Source organism: Pseudomonas sp. TWI923 (assembly GCF_039673365.1).
Taxonomy (GTDB): domain Bacteria; phylum Pseudomonadota; class Gammaproteobacteria; order Pseudomonadales; family Pseudomonadaceae; genus Aquipseudomonas; species Aquipseudomonas sichuanensis.
Genome location: NZ_JBDJLM010000026.1, coordinates 13,614 through 28,992, shown reverse-complemented (window position 1 = coordinate 28,992; position 15,379 = coordinate 13,614). Strand labels below are relative to the sequence as shown.

Genomic DNA, 15,379 nt, shown 5'->3' with positions numbered 1-15,379 from the left:
AGGCATGTCGGGTAAATCGTGCAACGTTCCGTATGGGCTGTTTGCCGGACCGTCACTGTCACATACGCGGGAATCACCCTCCATGTGACTACTGCTGCGATAGCGGTGATAGGCAATGGCCATTAATAGATGCCAATTTATTGTCGCCAAATTCCGCTTTCGCCGTCCTCCCCGTACTGCTTATCCGCAAAAAATCTAGAACTTTCTGCAAAGCCCGAAAACTGCCGATCCCAGCCAGTTTGCCGAGCCACCTGGATAAAACAATGTCGTGGTTTCTTTAGACCGCATAAGTTTTTTTTCGCATATACCTTATGAGAAATTCTTCTTAGTTCGCGCGTTAAATGTTCTTAGCTCTGTTGTTACAAACCTGAAACGGTTTGATTCTAATATTTCGTCATTTTATTGGCGATCGCAGGACTTTTTAGAGACCAGGGAGAAGTACCCCATGCGCACATTAACCCCCCTCACCAGTGCGATTTTATTGGCCATGGCGTGTGCCAATACTCAGGCAATGTCCATCACCGAGGCTGTGCAGAGTGCCGTGGACCAGCATCCTCAGATCAGCGCCAGCCGCAACAGCCGGCTGTCGGCCGACGAGGATGTGAAGTTCGCCCGCGGGGGTTACTACCCAACCGTAGACCTGGTGGGCGGTTATGGCCGCCAACGCTCGGACAACACCAACACCCGCGGCTTCAACCCGGACGGTACGCGCAACCACAACAAGGAAACCCTCAACTACACCCAGTCCGAACTGCGCCTGCGGCAGATGCTGTTCGACGGCTTCAACACCGCCAACGAGGTCGGCCGCACTGAAGCGGTGGCCAACTCCCGCGCCTACTACACCCAGGCCACCGCCGAGACCGTGGCGTTGCGCGCCATCGAGGTCTACCTCGAAGTGCTCAAGCGCCGCGAACTGGTGACCCTGGCCAAGAACAACCTGCAGGCCCACCTGCGGGTCAATGACCAGATCGGCCTGCGCAGCGAGCGTGGCGTGGGCAGCAACGCCGACCTCGACCAGTCCAGCGCCCGTCGCGCCCTGGCCGAGAACAACCTGGACACCGCCGAAGTCGATCTGGCAGACGCCGAAACCAACTTCTACAGCGTGGTCGGGCGCGTGCCCGACGAGCTGGAAACGCCGGTCACAATCAAGGGCGAAGTGCCAGGCACCCTGCAGGATGCCCGCCAGGGCATGCTCGAGAACAACCCCTACCTCAAGTCGGCACAAGCGGACATCAAGTCCGCCGAGCAACAGTACGAAGTGGCCAAGTCGCCCTTCTATCCGCGTCTGGACGCGGTGCTGGCCACCGGCGCCAACAACAACATCGCCGGCCAGAAGGGCCACGACAACAACGACTGGCAGGCTGGCGTCGAGCTCAGCTACAACCTCTTCCGCGGGGGCAGTGACAAGGCCCGCCTGCAGTCCGACGCCCACAAGATCAACCAGGCCATGGACATCCGCAACAACGCCCTGCGCGAGCTCAACGAAAACCTCGGCCTGGCCTGGAACGCCATGAACAACGCGCGCAAGCAGACCCCCACCGCACGTGAGTACGCCGAAACCACCCAGCGCGTGCGCGCCGCCTACCAGGACCAGTTCGGCCTCGGCCAACGCACCCTGCTCGATCTGCTCGACAGCGAAAACGAGCTGTACAACGCCAACCGCCGCTACACCGAGGTGCGTTACACCGAGGAGTTCTCGATGTACCGGGTACTGGCGACCATGGGTGAACTGCTGGGCAAACAACGCATCTCGCTGCCGCCGGAGGCCATCGCCAAGAGCGAAGTGCGTAACGAGGCCAGGCTGCCCGACATGCGCTAGGCCTCAAATAAACAGGGATCTTTTGCGTCCACCGCGGCAGGAGTAGGCCATCGTGACCAGCATGCAAAGCACCCAACCGCGCCTGGATGTGGATGATCCGTTGCTCGATGGCTTGCTGATCCTGTGCAAGCTGCATGGCTGCCCGGCCAGCCGCGCCAGCCTGTGCAGCGGCCTGCCGCTGGCCGAGCAACGCCTGGGGTTGGCGCTGCTGCCGCGCGCTGCCGCCCGTGCCGGGTTACAGGCGCGGGTGCTGCAGCGCTCGCTGGACGCCATCTCGCCGCTCAACCTGCCCGTGCTGTTGATCCTCAACGATGGCCGCAGCGCCGTGCTGCAACGTTGGGCGGATGACGGCCGGGCGTTGCTGCTGCCGTGCGAGGCCGAAGGTGGTGAACAATGGGTCGAGCGCGAAGCACTGGCCGAGGCCTACAGCGGCCAGGCCCTGTTCGCCCGCCCCCGCCACACCCTGGAAGACGTACGCACGCCGCTGATTCCGAGGGTCAACGCCTGGTTCCGCGACACCTTGCGCCATTCCCGCTGGCTGTACGGCGACGCACTGCTGGCGAGCCTGCTGATCAACCTGCTGGGGCTGATGGTGCCGCTGTTCGTCATGCAGACCTACGACCGCGTGGTCCCCAACCAGGCGCTGTCGACCTTGTGGGTACTGGTCGCCGGCCTGTTCATCGGCACCGCCTTCGAGCTGGTGCTGCGCATGGTCCGTGCCCACCTGCTGGACCAGGCCGGCAAGAAGACCGACCTGATCCTGTCCGCCACCCTGTTCGAACGCATCACCGGCATGAGCATGAAAGCCCGCCCAGCCACCATCGGTGGTTTCGCCCAGAGCATCCACGATTTCCAGGGCCTGCGCGAATTCCTCACCGCCGTGACGCTGACCAGCATCATCGACCTGCCCTTCGTCGCGCTGATGCTGGTAGTGATCGGCCTGCTTGGCGGCTGGCTGGTACTGATCCCGCTGATTGCCTTCCCGGTGGCCATGGCCCTGGCGCTGTTCATCCAGGCGCGCCTGCGCGACACCGTGCAAAAGAGCCTGAACCTTGGCGCCGTGCGCCAGGCCCTGTTGATCGAAACCCTCGGCGGCCTGGAAACACTCAAGGCCTGCGGCGCCGAAAGCGAGCGCCAGTACCAGTGGGAGCACACCAACGGCGCCATCACTCGCCTCGACGCCCACGCCCGCAACCTGTCGTCCCTGGCCACCAACGGTACGCTGTTCATCCAGCAGTTCTGCGGCATGGCCACCATAGTCGCCGGTGTGTATAGCATCATCGCTGGCAACCTCAGCGTAGGCGCCCTGGTTGCCAGCTACATGCTGGGCAGTCGCGTGCTTGCCCCACTGGGCCAGATTGCCGGGTTGATCACCCGCTACCAGCAGGCGCAGTTGACCATGCAAAGCACCGATGCGCTGATGAGCCTGCCGCAGGAGCGTCAGGCGGACCGGCTGGCGCTCGAGCACACCACACTGCACGGCGGCGTGAGCATCAGCCACGTCACCTTCCGCTACCCAGGCCAGGCTGCCCCAGCCCTCAACGACGTGAGCTTCACCCTCAAAGCGGGCGAGCGCATCGGCATCATTGGCCGCAGCGGCTCGGGCAAGAGCACCCTGGCGCGGCTGCTGATGGGCTTCCATCACCCCGACGAGGGCCAGGTACTGCTGGACAACCTCGACCTGCGTCAACTGGACATTGCCGACCTGCGCAACCAGATCGGCTACGTCGCCCATGATCTGCCGCTGCTGGCCGGCAGCCTGCGCGATAACCTCACCCTCGGTGCGCGGCATGTCAGCGATGCACGCATGCTCGAAGTGGCCGAGCTGACCGGCGTCAGTGACCTCGCCCGGCAGCACCCGCAAGGTTTCGAGCGCCCGGTGGGCGAGCGCGGCCAACTGCTCTCCGGTGGCCAGCGCCAGGCCGTGCTGCTGGCCCGGGCACTGTTGCTGGAGCCACCGATCCTGATCCTCGACGAGCCCACCAGCCACATGGACAACAGCAGCGAGGAACAACTGCGCCAGCGCCTGGCGAACTGGGTACCGGGCAAGACTCTGCTATTGGTCACGCACCGCACCTCGATGCTCAGCCTGGTGGACCGGCTGCTGGTGCTGGACAACGGCAAGATCGTCGCCGACGGGCCAAAAGATGCGGTGATTGATGCACTGCGCAAGGGCCGTATCGGTTCGGCTTTGTAGGTCTGCAAGTGCAACACCCTCTCTGTGGGAGCGGGTTCACCCGCGAAAGCGCCAGCAGGGCCACTGCCGCATTCGCGGGTAAACCCGCTCCCACAGGCTCTACACTCTCCATCGGAGGCAGCAGATGTCCATTTTCCACAGCGTTCGCAGCTACCTCCAAGGCACCGAAAAGCACGCTGAACGCGATTACCTGCCAGAGCTCGCCGGCGCCACCCTGCAGGATTCACCCAGCCTGTCGCGTCTGACCGTGTGGCTGGCCGCAATCCTGCTGCTGGTGGCCCTGGTCTGGGCCAACTTCGCCGTGCTCGACGAGGTCACGGTCGGCGAAGGCAAGGCCATCCCGTCGAGCAAGGTGCAGGTGGTGCAGAACCTCGAAGGCGGCATCGTCACCGAGCTCTTCGTGCGCGAAGGCCAGATGGTCGACAAGGGCGCCACCCTGCTGCGCCTGGACGACACCCGGTTCAAGTCGAACAAGGGCGAAAGCGAAGCCGACCGCTACGCCCTCACCGCCCAGGTCGAGCGCTTGTCGGCCGAAGCTGAAGGCCGCCCTTTCGTGCTGTCGCAGGACGTCCGTGACAAAGCCCCGCAAGTAGCCGAGGACGAAGCGGCCCTGTACGACTCACGCCAGCGCCGCCTGGCCAGCGAGAAACAGACCCTCAACGAACAACTGCGGCAGAAGACCCAGGAGCTCGCCGAATTCCGCTCCAAGGTCGACCAATACCGCTCGGCGCTGGGCCTGCTGCAACAGGAACTGGACATGTCGGCGCCGCTGGTCAGCAAGGGCGCCATCTCGCCGGTGGAAATCCTGCGCCTCAAGCAGCGCACCGTCGAAGCCCGCGGCCAGCTCAATGCCACCAGCCTGGCGATCCCCCGCGCCGAAGCGGCCGTGGCCGAGATCCGCAGCAAGATCCAGGAGTCCGACGCCACCTTCCGCTCCGAGGCGGCCAAGGAGCTCAACGACAAACGTACAGAGCTTTCGAAGATCACCGCCACCAGCATCGCCATCGACGACCGGGTCAACCGCACCACCGTGGTGTCGCCGGTGCACGGCATCGTCAAGCTGCTCAAGGTCAACACCATCGGCGGCGTGGTACAGCCCGGCAGCGATCTGGTGGAGATCGTGCCGATCGAGGACAACCTGCTGATCGAGGCCAAGGTAAGGCCACAGGATGTGGCGTTCCTGCACCCGGGGCAGACGGCGATGGTCAAGTTCAGTGCCTATGACTACACCATCTACGGCGGGCTCAAGGCCAAGCTGGAGCTGATCGGTGCGGACACCGTCACCGATGACAAGGGCAACGCGTTCTACCTGATCCAGGTACGCACCGACAAGAACCACCTGGGTGGGGATAACAAGCCGTTGCTGATCATCCCGGGAATGGTGGCCACGGTGGATATCATCACCGGGCAGAAGAGTGTGCTGGACTACCTGTTGAAGCCGGTGTTGAAGGCTCGGACCGAAGCGTTGCGCGAACGCTGATCGAAATGCGCGACCTGCATGGGTATGGGATCAGCCGATAAGCCCTCGGGTGGCCCCGTGTGGTTCCAATGGATTTCAAACACGCGCCAAGGTCGATGCGGCCCAATCGAGGCATCAAACTCGAACTAGTCTGATCCCAGGTTGTGATTACGCTCGAATGTGTCCATCCCCATCGCCCTGATCTGCCCCTCGATCAGGGCCTCGAAAGGTCGCAACACGGGATCGAACCGGCCCGCCCCCTCCAGCACATTCAACGTCTGCACCACCGCCTCGATGGTCGACAACGCGCCCGGTTCCGGCGCCTTGCGCAGCCGATAGCGCGAGGGCGTCACCTGCCCGAGCGTCACCCGCGGCAGCGCCTCCAACAGCGGGTTCAGGTAGAGCATCTTGCGCGCCTTGCGCCAGGTGCCGTCGGGGACGATCAACAGCAGCGGCAGCTCGTCGATGCCTGCGCCATAGGCTTGCAGAACCTCGGCAGCGTCACCGGGGAACAGCAGCACCGGCCTATACCCCGGCGAAGCCAGCAACGTTTCGAGGTCATCGAATACCTCCCCCACCCGCAGCTCGGCATTGATCAGCCCGAGGGCTGCCAGGCGCGCGGTATTGAGCGCATGCGACGTTTCGCTGGGGTGCTGCAGCACGACCACGCGGGTACGGCTGTCGAGGCTGGGGATCAGCGGGCAGAGGCAGTGGGCGATCGGGCGCTGGCAGCGTTCGCAGCGGGGTCTGGGCATGGCGGGCTCCTTGGGGGCGCGCAGTTTGCCACAGGTTGGTTGTGTGACTACGGGCCAATCGCGGGGCAAGCCCGCTCCCACGAGTAAGCCCTCGTGGGAGCGGGCTTGCCCCGCGATTGGCCCGACAGTCTGTCACTACCGGTTGAACCGCTCCGCCAGGCTATGCAGGTACTCCGCCATGCGCTCCAGGTCCTGGCTGATCTCGGCCCCCTGCCTGGCCTGCCCGGCACTTTCATCGCACAGCTGGGCAATGCGCACGATCTGCTGGTTGATGTCTTCGGCCACGTGGCTCTGCTGCTCGGACGCCGTGGCCATCTGCTGGCTCATGCCGGTGATGCGGCTGACCGCCTGGGCGATACCGGACAACGCTTCCTGCACCGCCTCGACACTGTGCACGCTGTCGCTGGAGATCTGCTGGCCGCGGCTGGCACTGGCCACCGCACGGTCGGCGCCGGTGCGCAGGCCGGCGATGATGTGGTGGATCTCCTCGGTGGAAGCGCGGGTACGCTGGGCCAGCGAGCGGACCTCGTCGGCGACCACGGCAAAGCCCCTGCCCTGTTCACCGGCACGGGCGGCTTCGATCGCGGCGTTGAGCGCCAGCAGGTTGGTCTGCTCGGCAATCGAGGTGATCACGTCCACCACGCTGCCGATCGATTGGGTCTGCTCGGCCAGGGCATTGACTGCCTGGCCGATATCGCTCACCGCCTCGCTCATGCTGCCCATCGCGCGCAAGCTCTGCTGGGCCAGGTCGCTGCCCTGCTGGGCCAGCTGGTCGGCGTCGCTGGCGGCATGGGCGGTGCTCTGCACGTTGTGGGTGACCTGCTGGATGGTCGCCGCCATCTGCGCGATGGCGGTGGCCGACTGGTCGGTTTCGCTGCGCTGGCGGTCGAGCATCTGTGCCTGGGCGTCGGACAGGTCGGCGGACTGCGCGGCCCGCGACTTGACCCCGACCCCGGCGTCCACCAGGCGGGTCAGCGCGGTCTGCAGACGTGCCTCTTCACTGAGGATCGCCAGGTCGAGTTGGCCCTGCAGGCCGGGGTTGTCGCTGTAGGTCAGGGCCACCAGCGGGCTGGTGAACGCTTTGGGATGCTCCTGCAGGGTGCGGCGGATGGCCTGGTTCTGCCGGTGCTCGACCAGGTACCAGGCCGCCAGCAGGCTGGCCATCAGCACCCCCAGTGCGGCGTACTGGGGCAACCAAAGGTAGCCGGCAGCCGAGATCAGCCCGGCACCGATCAACGGCCAGCCGTGACCGATGCCATGGCCCAGGCGCGCGGCCAACGCCACCGGCGAGCGACCGGCGCGCAGGCGCGCGTAGAGCGCTTCGGCACGGCGGATCTGCTCGCGGGTGGGCACCGAACGCACCGACTCGTAGCCGCTGATGCGGCCGTTCTCGTACACCGCCGTGACATAGGCGCTGACCCAGTAAAAATCGCCGTTCTTGGCGCGGTTCTTGACCACCCCCATCCAGGGCTTGCCTTGCTTGATGGTGTCCCACATATGGCCGAAGACTGACGGCGGCATGTCCGGGTGACGCACCAGGTTGTGTGTCTGGCCGACGAGTTCGTCGTAGGTGAAACCGCTGATGGCCACGAAAGCGTCGTTGCAGTAGGTGATGCGGCTGTTGAGGTCGGTGGTGGAAATCAGCCGCTGGTGGTTGGGAAAGGTTCTTTCGTGTTCGGTGACGGGCAAATTCATGCGCATCGTTGGCGATCCCTTGCTTATCCAGATGAGTGGGAAATTCATCAAAGCAAGTAGATGTTTAGCAGAAGGCCATCACGTCAGTGGTCAAGTTTTGCAGGAATTTTTACCGACATGACGCAATCAGCTGAAAACGACATTGCTCAGCCAACGTTGAGCTGGCTCTTGAGCAGGTCGCGGAACGTCTGGATCAAGGGTTCCCGGCTGCGGCCGCGGCGGATGATCAGCGAGAACGGCGCCTGGTAACCGAAGGTGGCCGGCGACAATACCCGCAAGTCGCCCTTGTCGACCCAGGCCTGGGCGTAGTGTTCGGGCAGGTAGCCGATGTAGGCGCCGGAGAGAATCAGAATCAGCTGCGCCTCCATGCTCTCCACCGTCGCCGCGCTGTGCTTGAAGCCGTGGCGGGCCAGCTCGGCCTGGCTCCAGTAACCGCGCCCGACCATGCGCTGCTGGGTGATCACCGGCTCCGGGATGCGCCGCTCGGCGAACAGCGGGTGGCGGCTGCTGCAGTACAGCCAGTGCTGCTCGCGGTACAGCGGCTGGTACACCAGGCCGCTCATGCGCGAAGAGAAGGCGCCGATGGCCAAGTCCAGGCGGTTGTCCTGCACGCCCAACTGCAATTCGTAGGGGCTGGAAACCGACAGGTGCAGGTGCACCCCTGGGTGCTCCTGGCTATAGGCACCGATGGCCTCGGCCAATGGCAGGGCGCGATCACCCACCGTGGAGTCGATCACCCCGAGGTTGAGGGTGCCGCGCAGCTCGCCCTTGAGCGCCGCCGCGTATTGCTCGAAACCATCCAGTTCGCCGAGCAGGCGCAGGGTCTCCTGATGGAACAGCTCGCCCTTGCTGGTCAGGCTGAAACCACCGCGGCCACGGTGGCAGAGGACGATACCCAGGGCGCCCTCCAACTGGCTCATGTAGGTGCTGATGGCCGACGTCGACAGGTTGAGGTCGCGCTGGGCGTTGGCGAACCCCTGGTGGCGCACCACGCTGGCGAAGATGCGCAGCAGTTTCAGGTCGGGCAGCGATGAGGCCATGGGGCGAGGGTTCCGCGGGCTGGAAATCGCCAGAGTCTAACGCGCCTTCAGGCGGATAGTTCAGAAATTCCTGAAGTAAGTATTTGTCGGTAGCGATTCTTCCGAAGCACTACCTTGCGCAGACTGCGGCGAAATGTCCCTGCCCGCCGGCCCCATCGTTCATCGAGGCGCGCGGCGGCACAGGTTCGAACAAACATAACAATCGACCGACTGATGAGGCCCACCGTGGACAAGACTCTCCACCAACCACTGGGCGGCAACGAAATGCCGCGTTTCGGCGGCATCGCCACCATGCTTCGCCTGCCCCACCTGCAAAGCGCCCAAGGCCTGGACGCCGCCTTCATCGGCGTGCCGCTGGACATCGGTACCTCGCTGCGCTCGGGCACCCGCTTCGGCCCACGGCAGATCCGCGCCGAGTCGGTGATGATCCGCCCGTACAACATGGCCACCGGCGCCGCCCCGTTCGACTCGCTGTCGGTCGCCGACATCGGTGACGTGGCGATCAACACCTTCAACCTGCTCGACGCCGTGCGCATCATCGAAGAAGCCTACGACGAGATCGTCGAGCACAATGTCATCCCGCTGACCCTGGGCGGCGACCACACCATCACCCTGCCGATCCTGCGCGCGCTGCACAAGAAGCACGGCAAGATCGGCCTGGTGCACATCGACGCCCACGCCGACGTCAACGACCACATGTTCGGCGAGAAGATCGCCCACGGCACCACCTTCCGCCGCGCCGTGGAAGAAGGCCTGCTTGATTGCGACCGCGTGGTGCAGATCGGCCTGCGCGCCCAGGGCTACACCGCCGACGACTTCAACTGGAGCCGTCGCCAGGGCTTCCGTGTTGTCCAGGCCGAAGAGTGCTGGCACAAATCGCTGGAACCGCTGATGGCCGAGGTGCGTGAGAAAGTCGGTGGTGGCCCGGTCTACCTGTCCTTCGACATCGACGGCATCGACCCGGCCTGGGCTCCTGGTACCGGCACTCCGGAAATCGGCGGCTTGACCACCATCCAGGCGATGGAGATCATCCGCGGCTGCCACGGCCTGGACCTGATCGGCTGTGACCTGGTCGAAGTCTCCCCACCTTACGACACCACCGGCAACACCTCGCTGCTGGGCGCCAACCTGTTGTTCGAAATGCTCTGCGTGCTGCCAGGGGTAGTACGCCGCTGACCTGGGCCGAATCGCTTTTTCTGTAGGAGCGGCCTTGTGTCGCGAAAGGGCTGCGCAGCGGCCCCGGCCTTGCGTGCTGAACCCTGAACCGCTGGGGCCGCTCTGCGACCCTTTCGCGACACGAGGCCGCTCCTACACCAACAGCGGCCGCTGATGAATTGCAGGACCCCGGCAGGAGCCATTCGGGAGGGCCATAGAGGCCCGCCAACACATCACAGGACCGCTGGGCGCGTAAACCCGCCCGGACGGCCGATCTCGCCATAATAAAGATAATCGGGAGACCCCCAATGGCCTTGGACATCATCGTTGTACTGATCTATGCCGCCGGCATGCTCGCGCTTGGCTGGTACGGCATGCGACGTGCGAAGACCCACGAAGATTACCTGGTGGCCGGGCGCAACCTCGGCCCGACCCTGTACATGGGCACCATGGCCACCACCGTGCTCGGTGGCGCGTCCACCGTCGGCACCGTGCGCCTGGGTTACGTGCATGGCATCTCCGGTTTCTGGCTGTGCGCCGCGCTGGGCCTGGGCATCATCGCGCTGAACCTGTTCCTCGCCAAACCGCTGCTGCGCCTGAAGATCTTCACCGTGACCCAGGTGCTGGAGCGCCGCTACAACCCCATGGCGCGCCAGGCCAGTGCGGCGATCATGCTGGCCTATGCGCTGATGATCGGCGTGACCTCGACCCTGGCCATGGGCACCGTGCTGCAGGTACTGCTCGACGTGCCGTTCTGGCTGGCACTGCTGTTCGGCGGTGGCGTGGTGGTGGTGTACTCGACCATCGGTGGCATGTGGTCGCTGACCCTGACCGACATTGTCCAGTTCGTGATCAAGACCGTGGGCCTGATGTTCATCCTGCTTCCGGTGTGCCTGTACAAGGCCGGTGGCTGGGACACCCTGGTGGCCAAGCTGCCGGCGGCCAGCTTCAGCTGGACCACCATCGGCTGGGACACCATCATCACCTACTTCCTGATCTACTTCTTCGGCATCCTGATCGGCCAGGACATCTGGCAGCGGGTGTTCACCGCCCGTGACGAGAAAGTCTGCCAGCGCGCAGGTACCACTGCGGGTGTCTACTGCGTACTGTACGGCCTGGCCTGCGCCTTGATCGGCATGTCCGCCCATGTGCTGATGCCAGACCTGGCCAACCCGAACAATGCCTTCGCCGAGATGATCAAGGGCCAGTTGCCTGAAGGTATCCGTGGCCTGCTGATGGCCGCCGCCCTGGCCGCGATGATGTCCACCGCCAGTGCCGGCCTGCTGGCCGCCTCGACCACCCTGACCGAAGACCTGCTGCCCAAGCTGCGCGGCGGCAAGCAGTCGAGCCTGGGCATCAACCGCCTGTTCACCCTGCTGACTGGCCTGGTGGTACTGGGCATCGCCCTGGCGGTGAACGATGTGATCAGCGCCCTGACCCTGGCCTACAACCTGCTGGTAGGCGGCATGCTGATCCCGCTGATGGGGGCGATCTTCTGGAAGCGCGCGACCACCGCCGGGGCCATCGCCAGCATGTCGCTGGGCTTTGTCACCGCGCTGTTCTTCATGTTCAAGGATGGCCTGGATGCCAACTCGCCGATCTACTACAGCCTGGCGGTCGGCCTGGTGAGCTTCGTGGTGGTCAGCCTGGCGTCGCGCAAGCCGGCTGCGGCAGTCAACCTGGCCTGACGCCAACCCCGCTCCCGCATCAGACCCCGCGATTCGCAGTACCCTCAATGCAAAAGGCCGCCGCATCTTGTCGATGCGGCGGCCTTTTGTCTGGTGTATCAGCGACGACGCGGCTGGCGCTTGCGCTGTTCTTCGTCGGTAGGGATCGGCACCGGCTGTAGAGGTGGCGGGAGCAAGCCCAGGGCGACGGCTAGGTCGTGGAGCCAGTTATACATGCGTTCGTTCATAAATGCCCCCTTGACGGGTTCAGCCTCACGGTCAATCAATCCTGCGATGCGTCATACAGATCATAGTCCGATGTCCTGCATTGCGCATGCGCCTGTTCTTACAGATATGGGCGATTTTGACCCGGATCAAGCGCAGGCGACAGCTTCCGACGGTCGGTCAATCGTTTCGCTTTGTTGCAGTTCGATCCACGCCTGCAGATTGGCCCCACGCATGCCTTGGCGCCACATCAACCAGGTGACCGCCTGATCGAACGGCGTTTGCAAGCGATGGGCACGCACCCGGTCACGCCCCGGCAGGCTGTCGAGCATCGATTGCGCCATCAGCGCCACCCCGGCGCCAGCGATCACACAGGCCAGCATGCTCTGGTACGACTCGATCTCCATCACTCGCCCCATGGGCGTGTGGGCATGGGCGTACCAGGCCTCCAGGCGCATACGGTAGGAGCAACCCTGGCGGAAGGTGAACACCGCCCTGCCAGCCACATCCCGGGCGCTGCTGACCGGTGGATGCTCGGGGCTGGTGATCAATACCAGCTCTTCCTCACACAAGGGCACGCCATCCAGCCCGGCCAGGCTTGGCGGCCCATCCACCAGCGCGGCATCGAGCCGATGGCTGAGCAGCCCCTCCAGCAAATCGCCACTGGGGCCGGCCTGGACTTGCAGGTTCACTGCGGGGTAGGCCTGGTGATAGCGCGCCAACAGCGCCGGCAAATGGATCGCCGCCGTGCTGTACATGGTACCCAGCACGAAATCACCGGCCGGCTGCCCGCCTTGCACGGCGGCCATCGCTTCGTCACGCAGGGCCGACAGGCGGTTGGCGTAATCCAGCAGTACCTTGCCCGCAGGCGACAGTTGCAGGCGTTGGCGCTCACGCACGAACAGCTCCACGCCCAGTTGCTCCTCGAGTTGGCGCAGGCGCGTCGATAGGTTCGACGGGACTCGGTGCAGGCGCTCGGCCGCGCGGGTGATCGAGCCTTCCTCGGCCACGGCCAGGAAGATACGCAGTTGGCTGAACTCCATATCATTCTCCAAAACAGAACAACTTGATCATCATTATTCAATTTTATTGAAAGTCAATCCGCCCTACCCTGCCATTCATCGCAACCCTTCGAGCAGGAGACGCCTCCATGTCGCCCTTCGTGCAACTGCTGGCCAGCGCCGTGGCCCTGATGATGGCCATGGGCATCGGCCGTTTCGCCCTCACCCCGCAACTACCCCGCCTTATCGCCGAGGGCCAGTTCGACCTTACGGCAGGTGGCCTTGTGGCTGCCGCCAACTACCTGGGCTACTTCCTCGGTGCGGTGGACGGCATGTTCGCCCGCCAGCCGGCCCAGGTGCGTCTGCGCCTGCACGGCGGCCTGTGGCTCTGCGTGTTGCTCACCCTCGCCTCAGCGGCCGCCGAAGGCTTCTGGAGCCACTTGCTGCTGCGCTTCGGCACGGGCGTGGCCAGTGCCTGGGTATTGGTGATGATCACCAGCCTCAGCCAGCAACTGGCCAACGCCCATGGCCGACAGCGCCTCGGTGCCCTGGTGTTCGCCGGGCCGGGTGTCGGGATCGCCGTCACCGGCCTGCTGGCACTGGGCGCGCACCTGCTGGGGCTCGGCTCGGCGGCGCTGTGGCTGATCTACGCGATGGCGGCGTTGGTGATGCTGCTGGCCGTGCTGCAGTGCTTGCCACAAGCCCTGGAGCCTGCGCCTGTCGCGGCCACCAGCAACAGTGGCCCGACACAGGGCAAGGGTATCGGTCGCCTGGGCCTGGTGTATGGGCTGTACGGCATTGGCTATATCTTGCCAGCCACCTTCCTGTCACAGATGGCCAACCAGCAGTTCCAAGGGCAGTGGATGGCCGATCTGTTCTGGCCGGCGTTCGGTTTGTCGGCGGCGCTGGGCGTGGTGGTCGTCAGCCTGCGCCGCCCAGGGCGCACCTCGGCGTGGCTGACCGCCACGCTCTGGCTGCAAGGCCTGGGTGTGCTGGCCTGCCTGCAAGGCGGCGGCATCGGGCTGGGCCTGGGGGTAGTGCTCTGCGGTGGGCCGTTCCTGGCCTGCATGCAACTGGTGATGCAGCGCTCGCGGGAACTGGCGCCCCATGCGACCCAGCGCAATGCCGGGCTGCTGACCGCGTGCTTTGCCCTGGGGCAGTTGAGCGGGCCGCTACTGGCGGCCTTGAGCAGCCACTTCAGTGGTGGCTTGCAGCCGGCGCTGGTGATGGCGGCTGCGGGGCTGGGGCTGGCCGGGGTACTGGTGCTGACGGGGGCCGTGCCACGATCCGCGTCATGCACCGGCCTGCGCCAGTCGGGTTGAGCCTGGCGCCCCTGCCGCTCGCCAACTACCCCACGACCCTGCGCAGTTGCCGCCGCACCCAAGCCTCGGCGCTGACCATGATCACCCCCACCAGCACCAGGACCGCGCCGAGCACGAAGTTCAAGCTCAGCGGTTCGTCCAGCAGCACGACGCCAAAGGTCACCCCGAACAGCGGCGTGATGAAGGAGAACACCGCCAGGTTCGAAGCCAGGTATTTGCGCAGTAACCAGAACCAGGTCAGGTAGCTGATGAACGACACCACGATGCCTTGGAACAGCACGCTGCCAACTGCCAGCGGGGTCAGCGCGAAATCAGCGATCTGCCCGCTCACCAGAGCCATCAGCAACAGCCCGGCGAAGCCCACCGCCAGTTGGTAGAACAGGGTCAGGGTCGCCGGCGCCTCGGACAACCGCGAGCAACGCACCACCACCGTGGTCGCGCCCCAGGCCAAGCCGCCCAGGATAGCCAGGGCGTCACCCAGCAACATGCGCCCATCGAGCTGCTCGAACGAGACGCCTCCGGCGAATGCCAGGGCGATGCCGGCAAACGCTAGCAGGATGCCCAGCCACTGCAACAGGCGAAGCCGCTCGCTGGGCATCATGATATGCAGCCCCAGAGCGGTGAAGATCGGCGCGGTGTAGAGGAATACCGACATGTGCGCCGCCGAGGTCAGCTTCAGCCCCTCGGCGATGAACAGGAACTCCAGCCCGAACAGCGCACCGGCCAGCACCCCGGCACGCCAGGTGATACCCACCTGACCCCAGCCTCCCTTGAAGCAGACCAGCAGCCCTACCAGCACGGCGGCGATGCCGTTACGGAACGCCGCCTGCATCACCGGGGCAATGTCGACGGCAGCGGATTTGATCAGCACCTGCTGGCAGCCCCAGATCAGGCACAGCCCCAGCATCACCTGCAGGGCAAAGGCGTCAGGGTTCTTGCGGACCTCGCTCATAAGCGGGCCAACTGGGTTTCTACAGACATGATCAAGGGCTCGGCAGTGGCAGACGAACGGCGATTATCAGCCGTTCAGCCCGCCACTTGCCA

General features: G+C 64.6%; 12 protein-coding genes. 6 read left to right on the top strand and 6 right to left on the bottom strand.

The window, feature by feature from the left end; translation table 11 throughout:
- The first annotated feature begins 445 nt into the window (after positions 1-445).
- The 3 genes from ABE459_RS12635 (at position 446) to ABE459_RS12625 (ending at position 5,496) form a co-directional block, all read left to right on the top strand.
- Positions 446-1,819, top strand: coding sequence for a TolC family outer membrane protein (locus tag ABE459_RS12635; protein WP_125465064.1), 1,374 nt, complete (start codon positions 446-448; stop codon positions 1,817-1,819).
- A 61-nt stretch (positions 1,820-1,880) separates the two neighbouring features.
- On the top strand, positions 1,881-4,016 hold the full coding sequence (locus ABE459_RS12630) for a type I secretion system permease/ATPase (RefSeq protein ID WP_323828563.1): 2,136 nt from the start codon (positions 1,881-1,883) through the stop codon (positions 4,014-4,016).
- A 124-nt stretch (positions 4,017-4,140) separates the two neighbouring features.
- Positions 4,141-5,496: an HlyD family type I secretion periplasmic adaptor subunit gene (locus tag ABE459_RS12625; protein ID WP_125859581.1), complete on the top strand. Its 1,356-nt coding sequence runs from the start codon at positions 4,141-4,143 to the stop codon at positions 5,494-5,496.
- 125 nt (positions 5,497-5,621) lie between these two features.
- Here ABE459_RS12625 and ABE459_RS12620 read toward each other — a convergent pair whose 3' ends face one another.
- The 3 genes from ABE459_RS12620 to ABE459_RS12610 all read right to left on the bottom strand — a co-directional run bounded on the left by ABE459_RS12620 (position 5,622) and on the right by ABE459_RS12610 (position 8,965).
- Complete coding sequence (locus ABE459_RS12620) at positions 5,622-6,230, bottom strand: DTW domain-containing protein (protein ID WP_323828456.1); 609 nt, start codon at positions 6,228-6,230, stop codon at positions 5,622-5,624.
- A gap of 135 nt (positions 6,231-6,365) precedes the next feature.
- Complete coding sequence (locus ABE459_RS12615) at positions 6,366-7,931, bottom strand: PAS domain-containing methyl-accepting chemotaxis protein (RefSeq protein WP_125465067.1); 1,566 nt, start codon at positions 7,929-7,931, stop codon at positions 6,366-6,368.
- A 140-nt stretch (positions 7,932-8,071) separates the two neighbouring features.
- Positions 8,072-8,965: a LysR family transcriptional regulator gene (locus ABE459_RS12610; RefSeq protein WP_125465068.1), complete on the bottom strand. Its 894-nt coding sequence runs from the start codon at positions 8,963-8,965 to the stop codon at positions 8,072-8,074.
- Positions 8,966-9,190: 225 nt separating this feature from the next.
- Between ABE459_RS12610 and speB the strand changes: the two genes are divergently transcribed.
- Both speB and ABE459_RS12600 read left to right on the top strand, forming a co-directional pair.
- Entirely contained in the window at positions 9,191-10,141 is a 951-nt protein-coding gene (speB, locus tag ABE459_RS12605; RefSeq protein WP_110996363.1) for an agmatinase, read from the top strand.
- 287 nt (positions 10,142-10,428) lie between these two features.
- Entirely contained in the window at positions 10,429-11,808 is a 1,380-nt protein-coding gene (locus ABE459_RS12600) for a sodium:solute symporter (protein ID WP_125465069.1), read from the top strand.
- A 98-nt stretch (positions 11,809-11,906) separates the two neighbouring features.
- On the opposite strand, the gene ABE459_RS12595 is transcribed toward ABE459_RS12600, so the two are convergent.
- Positions 11,907-12,035: a PA1414 family protein gene (locus tag ABE459_RS12595; protein WP_256206021.1), complete on the bottom strand. Its 129-nt coding sequence runs from the start codon at positions 12,033-12,035 to the stop codon at positions 11,907-11,909.
- A gap of 126 nt (positions 12,036-12,161) precedes the next feature.
- A complete protein-coding gene (locus tag ABE459_RS12590) occupies positions 12,162-13,055 on the bottom strand; it encodes a LysR family transcriptional regulator (protein WP_125465070.1) in 894 nt (297 codons plus the stop codon).
- Positions 13,056-13,162: 107 nt separating this feature from the next.
- Here ABE459_RS12590 and ABE459_RS12585 point away from each other — a divergent pair, with 107 nt between their 5' ends.
- Positions 13,163-14,335 carry an MFS transporter gene (locus ABE459_RS12585; RefSeq protein ID WP_323828462.1) on the top strand — a complete coding sequence of 391 codons (1,173 nt, stop codon included), beginning with the start codon at positions 13,163-13,165 and terminating at the stop codon, positions 14,333-14,335.
- Between the two features lie 25 nt (positions 14,336-14,360).
- On the opposite strand, the gene ABE459_RS12580 is transcribed toward ABE459_RS12585, so the two are convergent.
- Positions 14,361-15,287, bottom strand: a complete 927-nt coding sequence (locus tag ABE459_RS12580) for a DMT family transporter (RefSeq protein WP_323828464.1) — start codon at positions 15,285-15,287, stop codon at positions 14,361-14,363.
- Positions 15,288-15,379: the final 92 nt, after the last annotated feature.

Coding starts and splice junctions, on each gene's coding strand:
- ABE459_RS12635 (WP_125465064.1), top strand. CDS start 446: ATGCGCACATTAACCCCCCTCACCAGTGCGATTTTATTGGCCATGGCG.
- ABE459_RS12630 (WP_323828563.1), top strand. CDS start 1,881: ATGCAAAGCACCCAACCGCGCCTGGATGTGGATGATCCGTTGCTCGAT.
- ABE459_RS12625 (WP_125859581.1), top strand. CDS start 4,141: ATGTCCATTTTCCACAGCGTTCGCAGCTACCTCCAAGGCACCGAAAAG.
- ABE459_RS12620 (WP_323828456.1), bottom strand. CDS start 6,230: ATGCCCAGACCCCGCTGCGAACGCTGCCAGCGCCCGATCGCCCACTGC.
- ABE459_RS12615 (WP_125465067.1), bottom strand. CDS start 7,931: ATGCGCATGAATTTGCCCGTCACCGAACACGAAAGAACCTTTCCCAAC.
- ABE459_RS12610 (WP_125465068.1), bottom strand. CDS start 8,965: ATGGCCTCATCGCTGCCCGACCTGAAACTGCTGCGCATCTTCGCCAGC.
- ABE459_RS12600 (WP_125465069.1), top strand. CDS start 10,429: ATGGCCTTGGACATCATCGTTGTACTGATCTATGCCGCCGGCATGCTC.
- ABE459_RS12595 (WP_256206021.1), bottom strand. CDS start 12,035: ATGAACGAACGCATGTATAACTGGCTCCACGACCTAGCCGTCGCCCTG.
- ABE459_RS12590 (WP_125465070.1), bottom strand. CDS start 13,055: ATGGAGTTCAGCCAACTGCGTATCTTCCTGGCCGTGGCCGAGGAAGGC.
- ABE459_RS12585 (WP_323828462.1), top strand. CDS start 13,163: ATGTCGCCCTTCGTGCAACTGCTGGCCAGCGCCGTGGCCCTGATGATG.
- ABE459_RS12580 (WP_323828464.1), bottom strand. CDS start 15,287: ATGAGCGAGGTCCGCAAGAACCCTGACGCCTTTGCCCTGCAGGTGATG.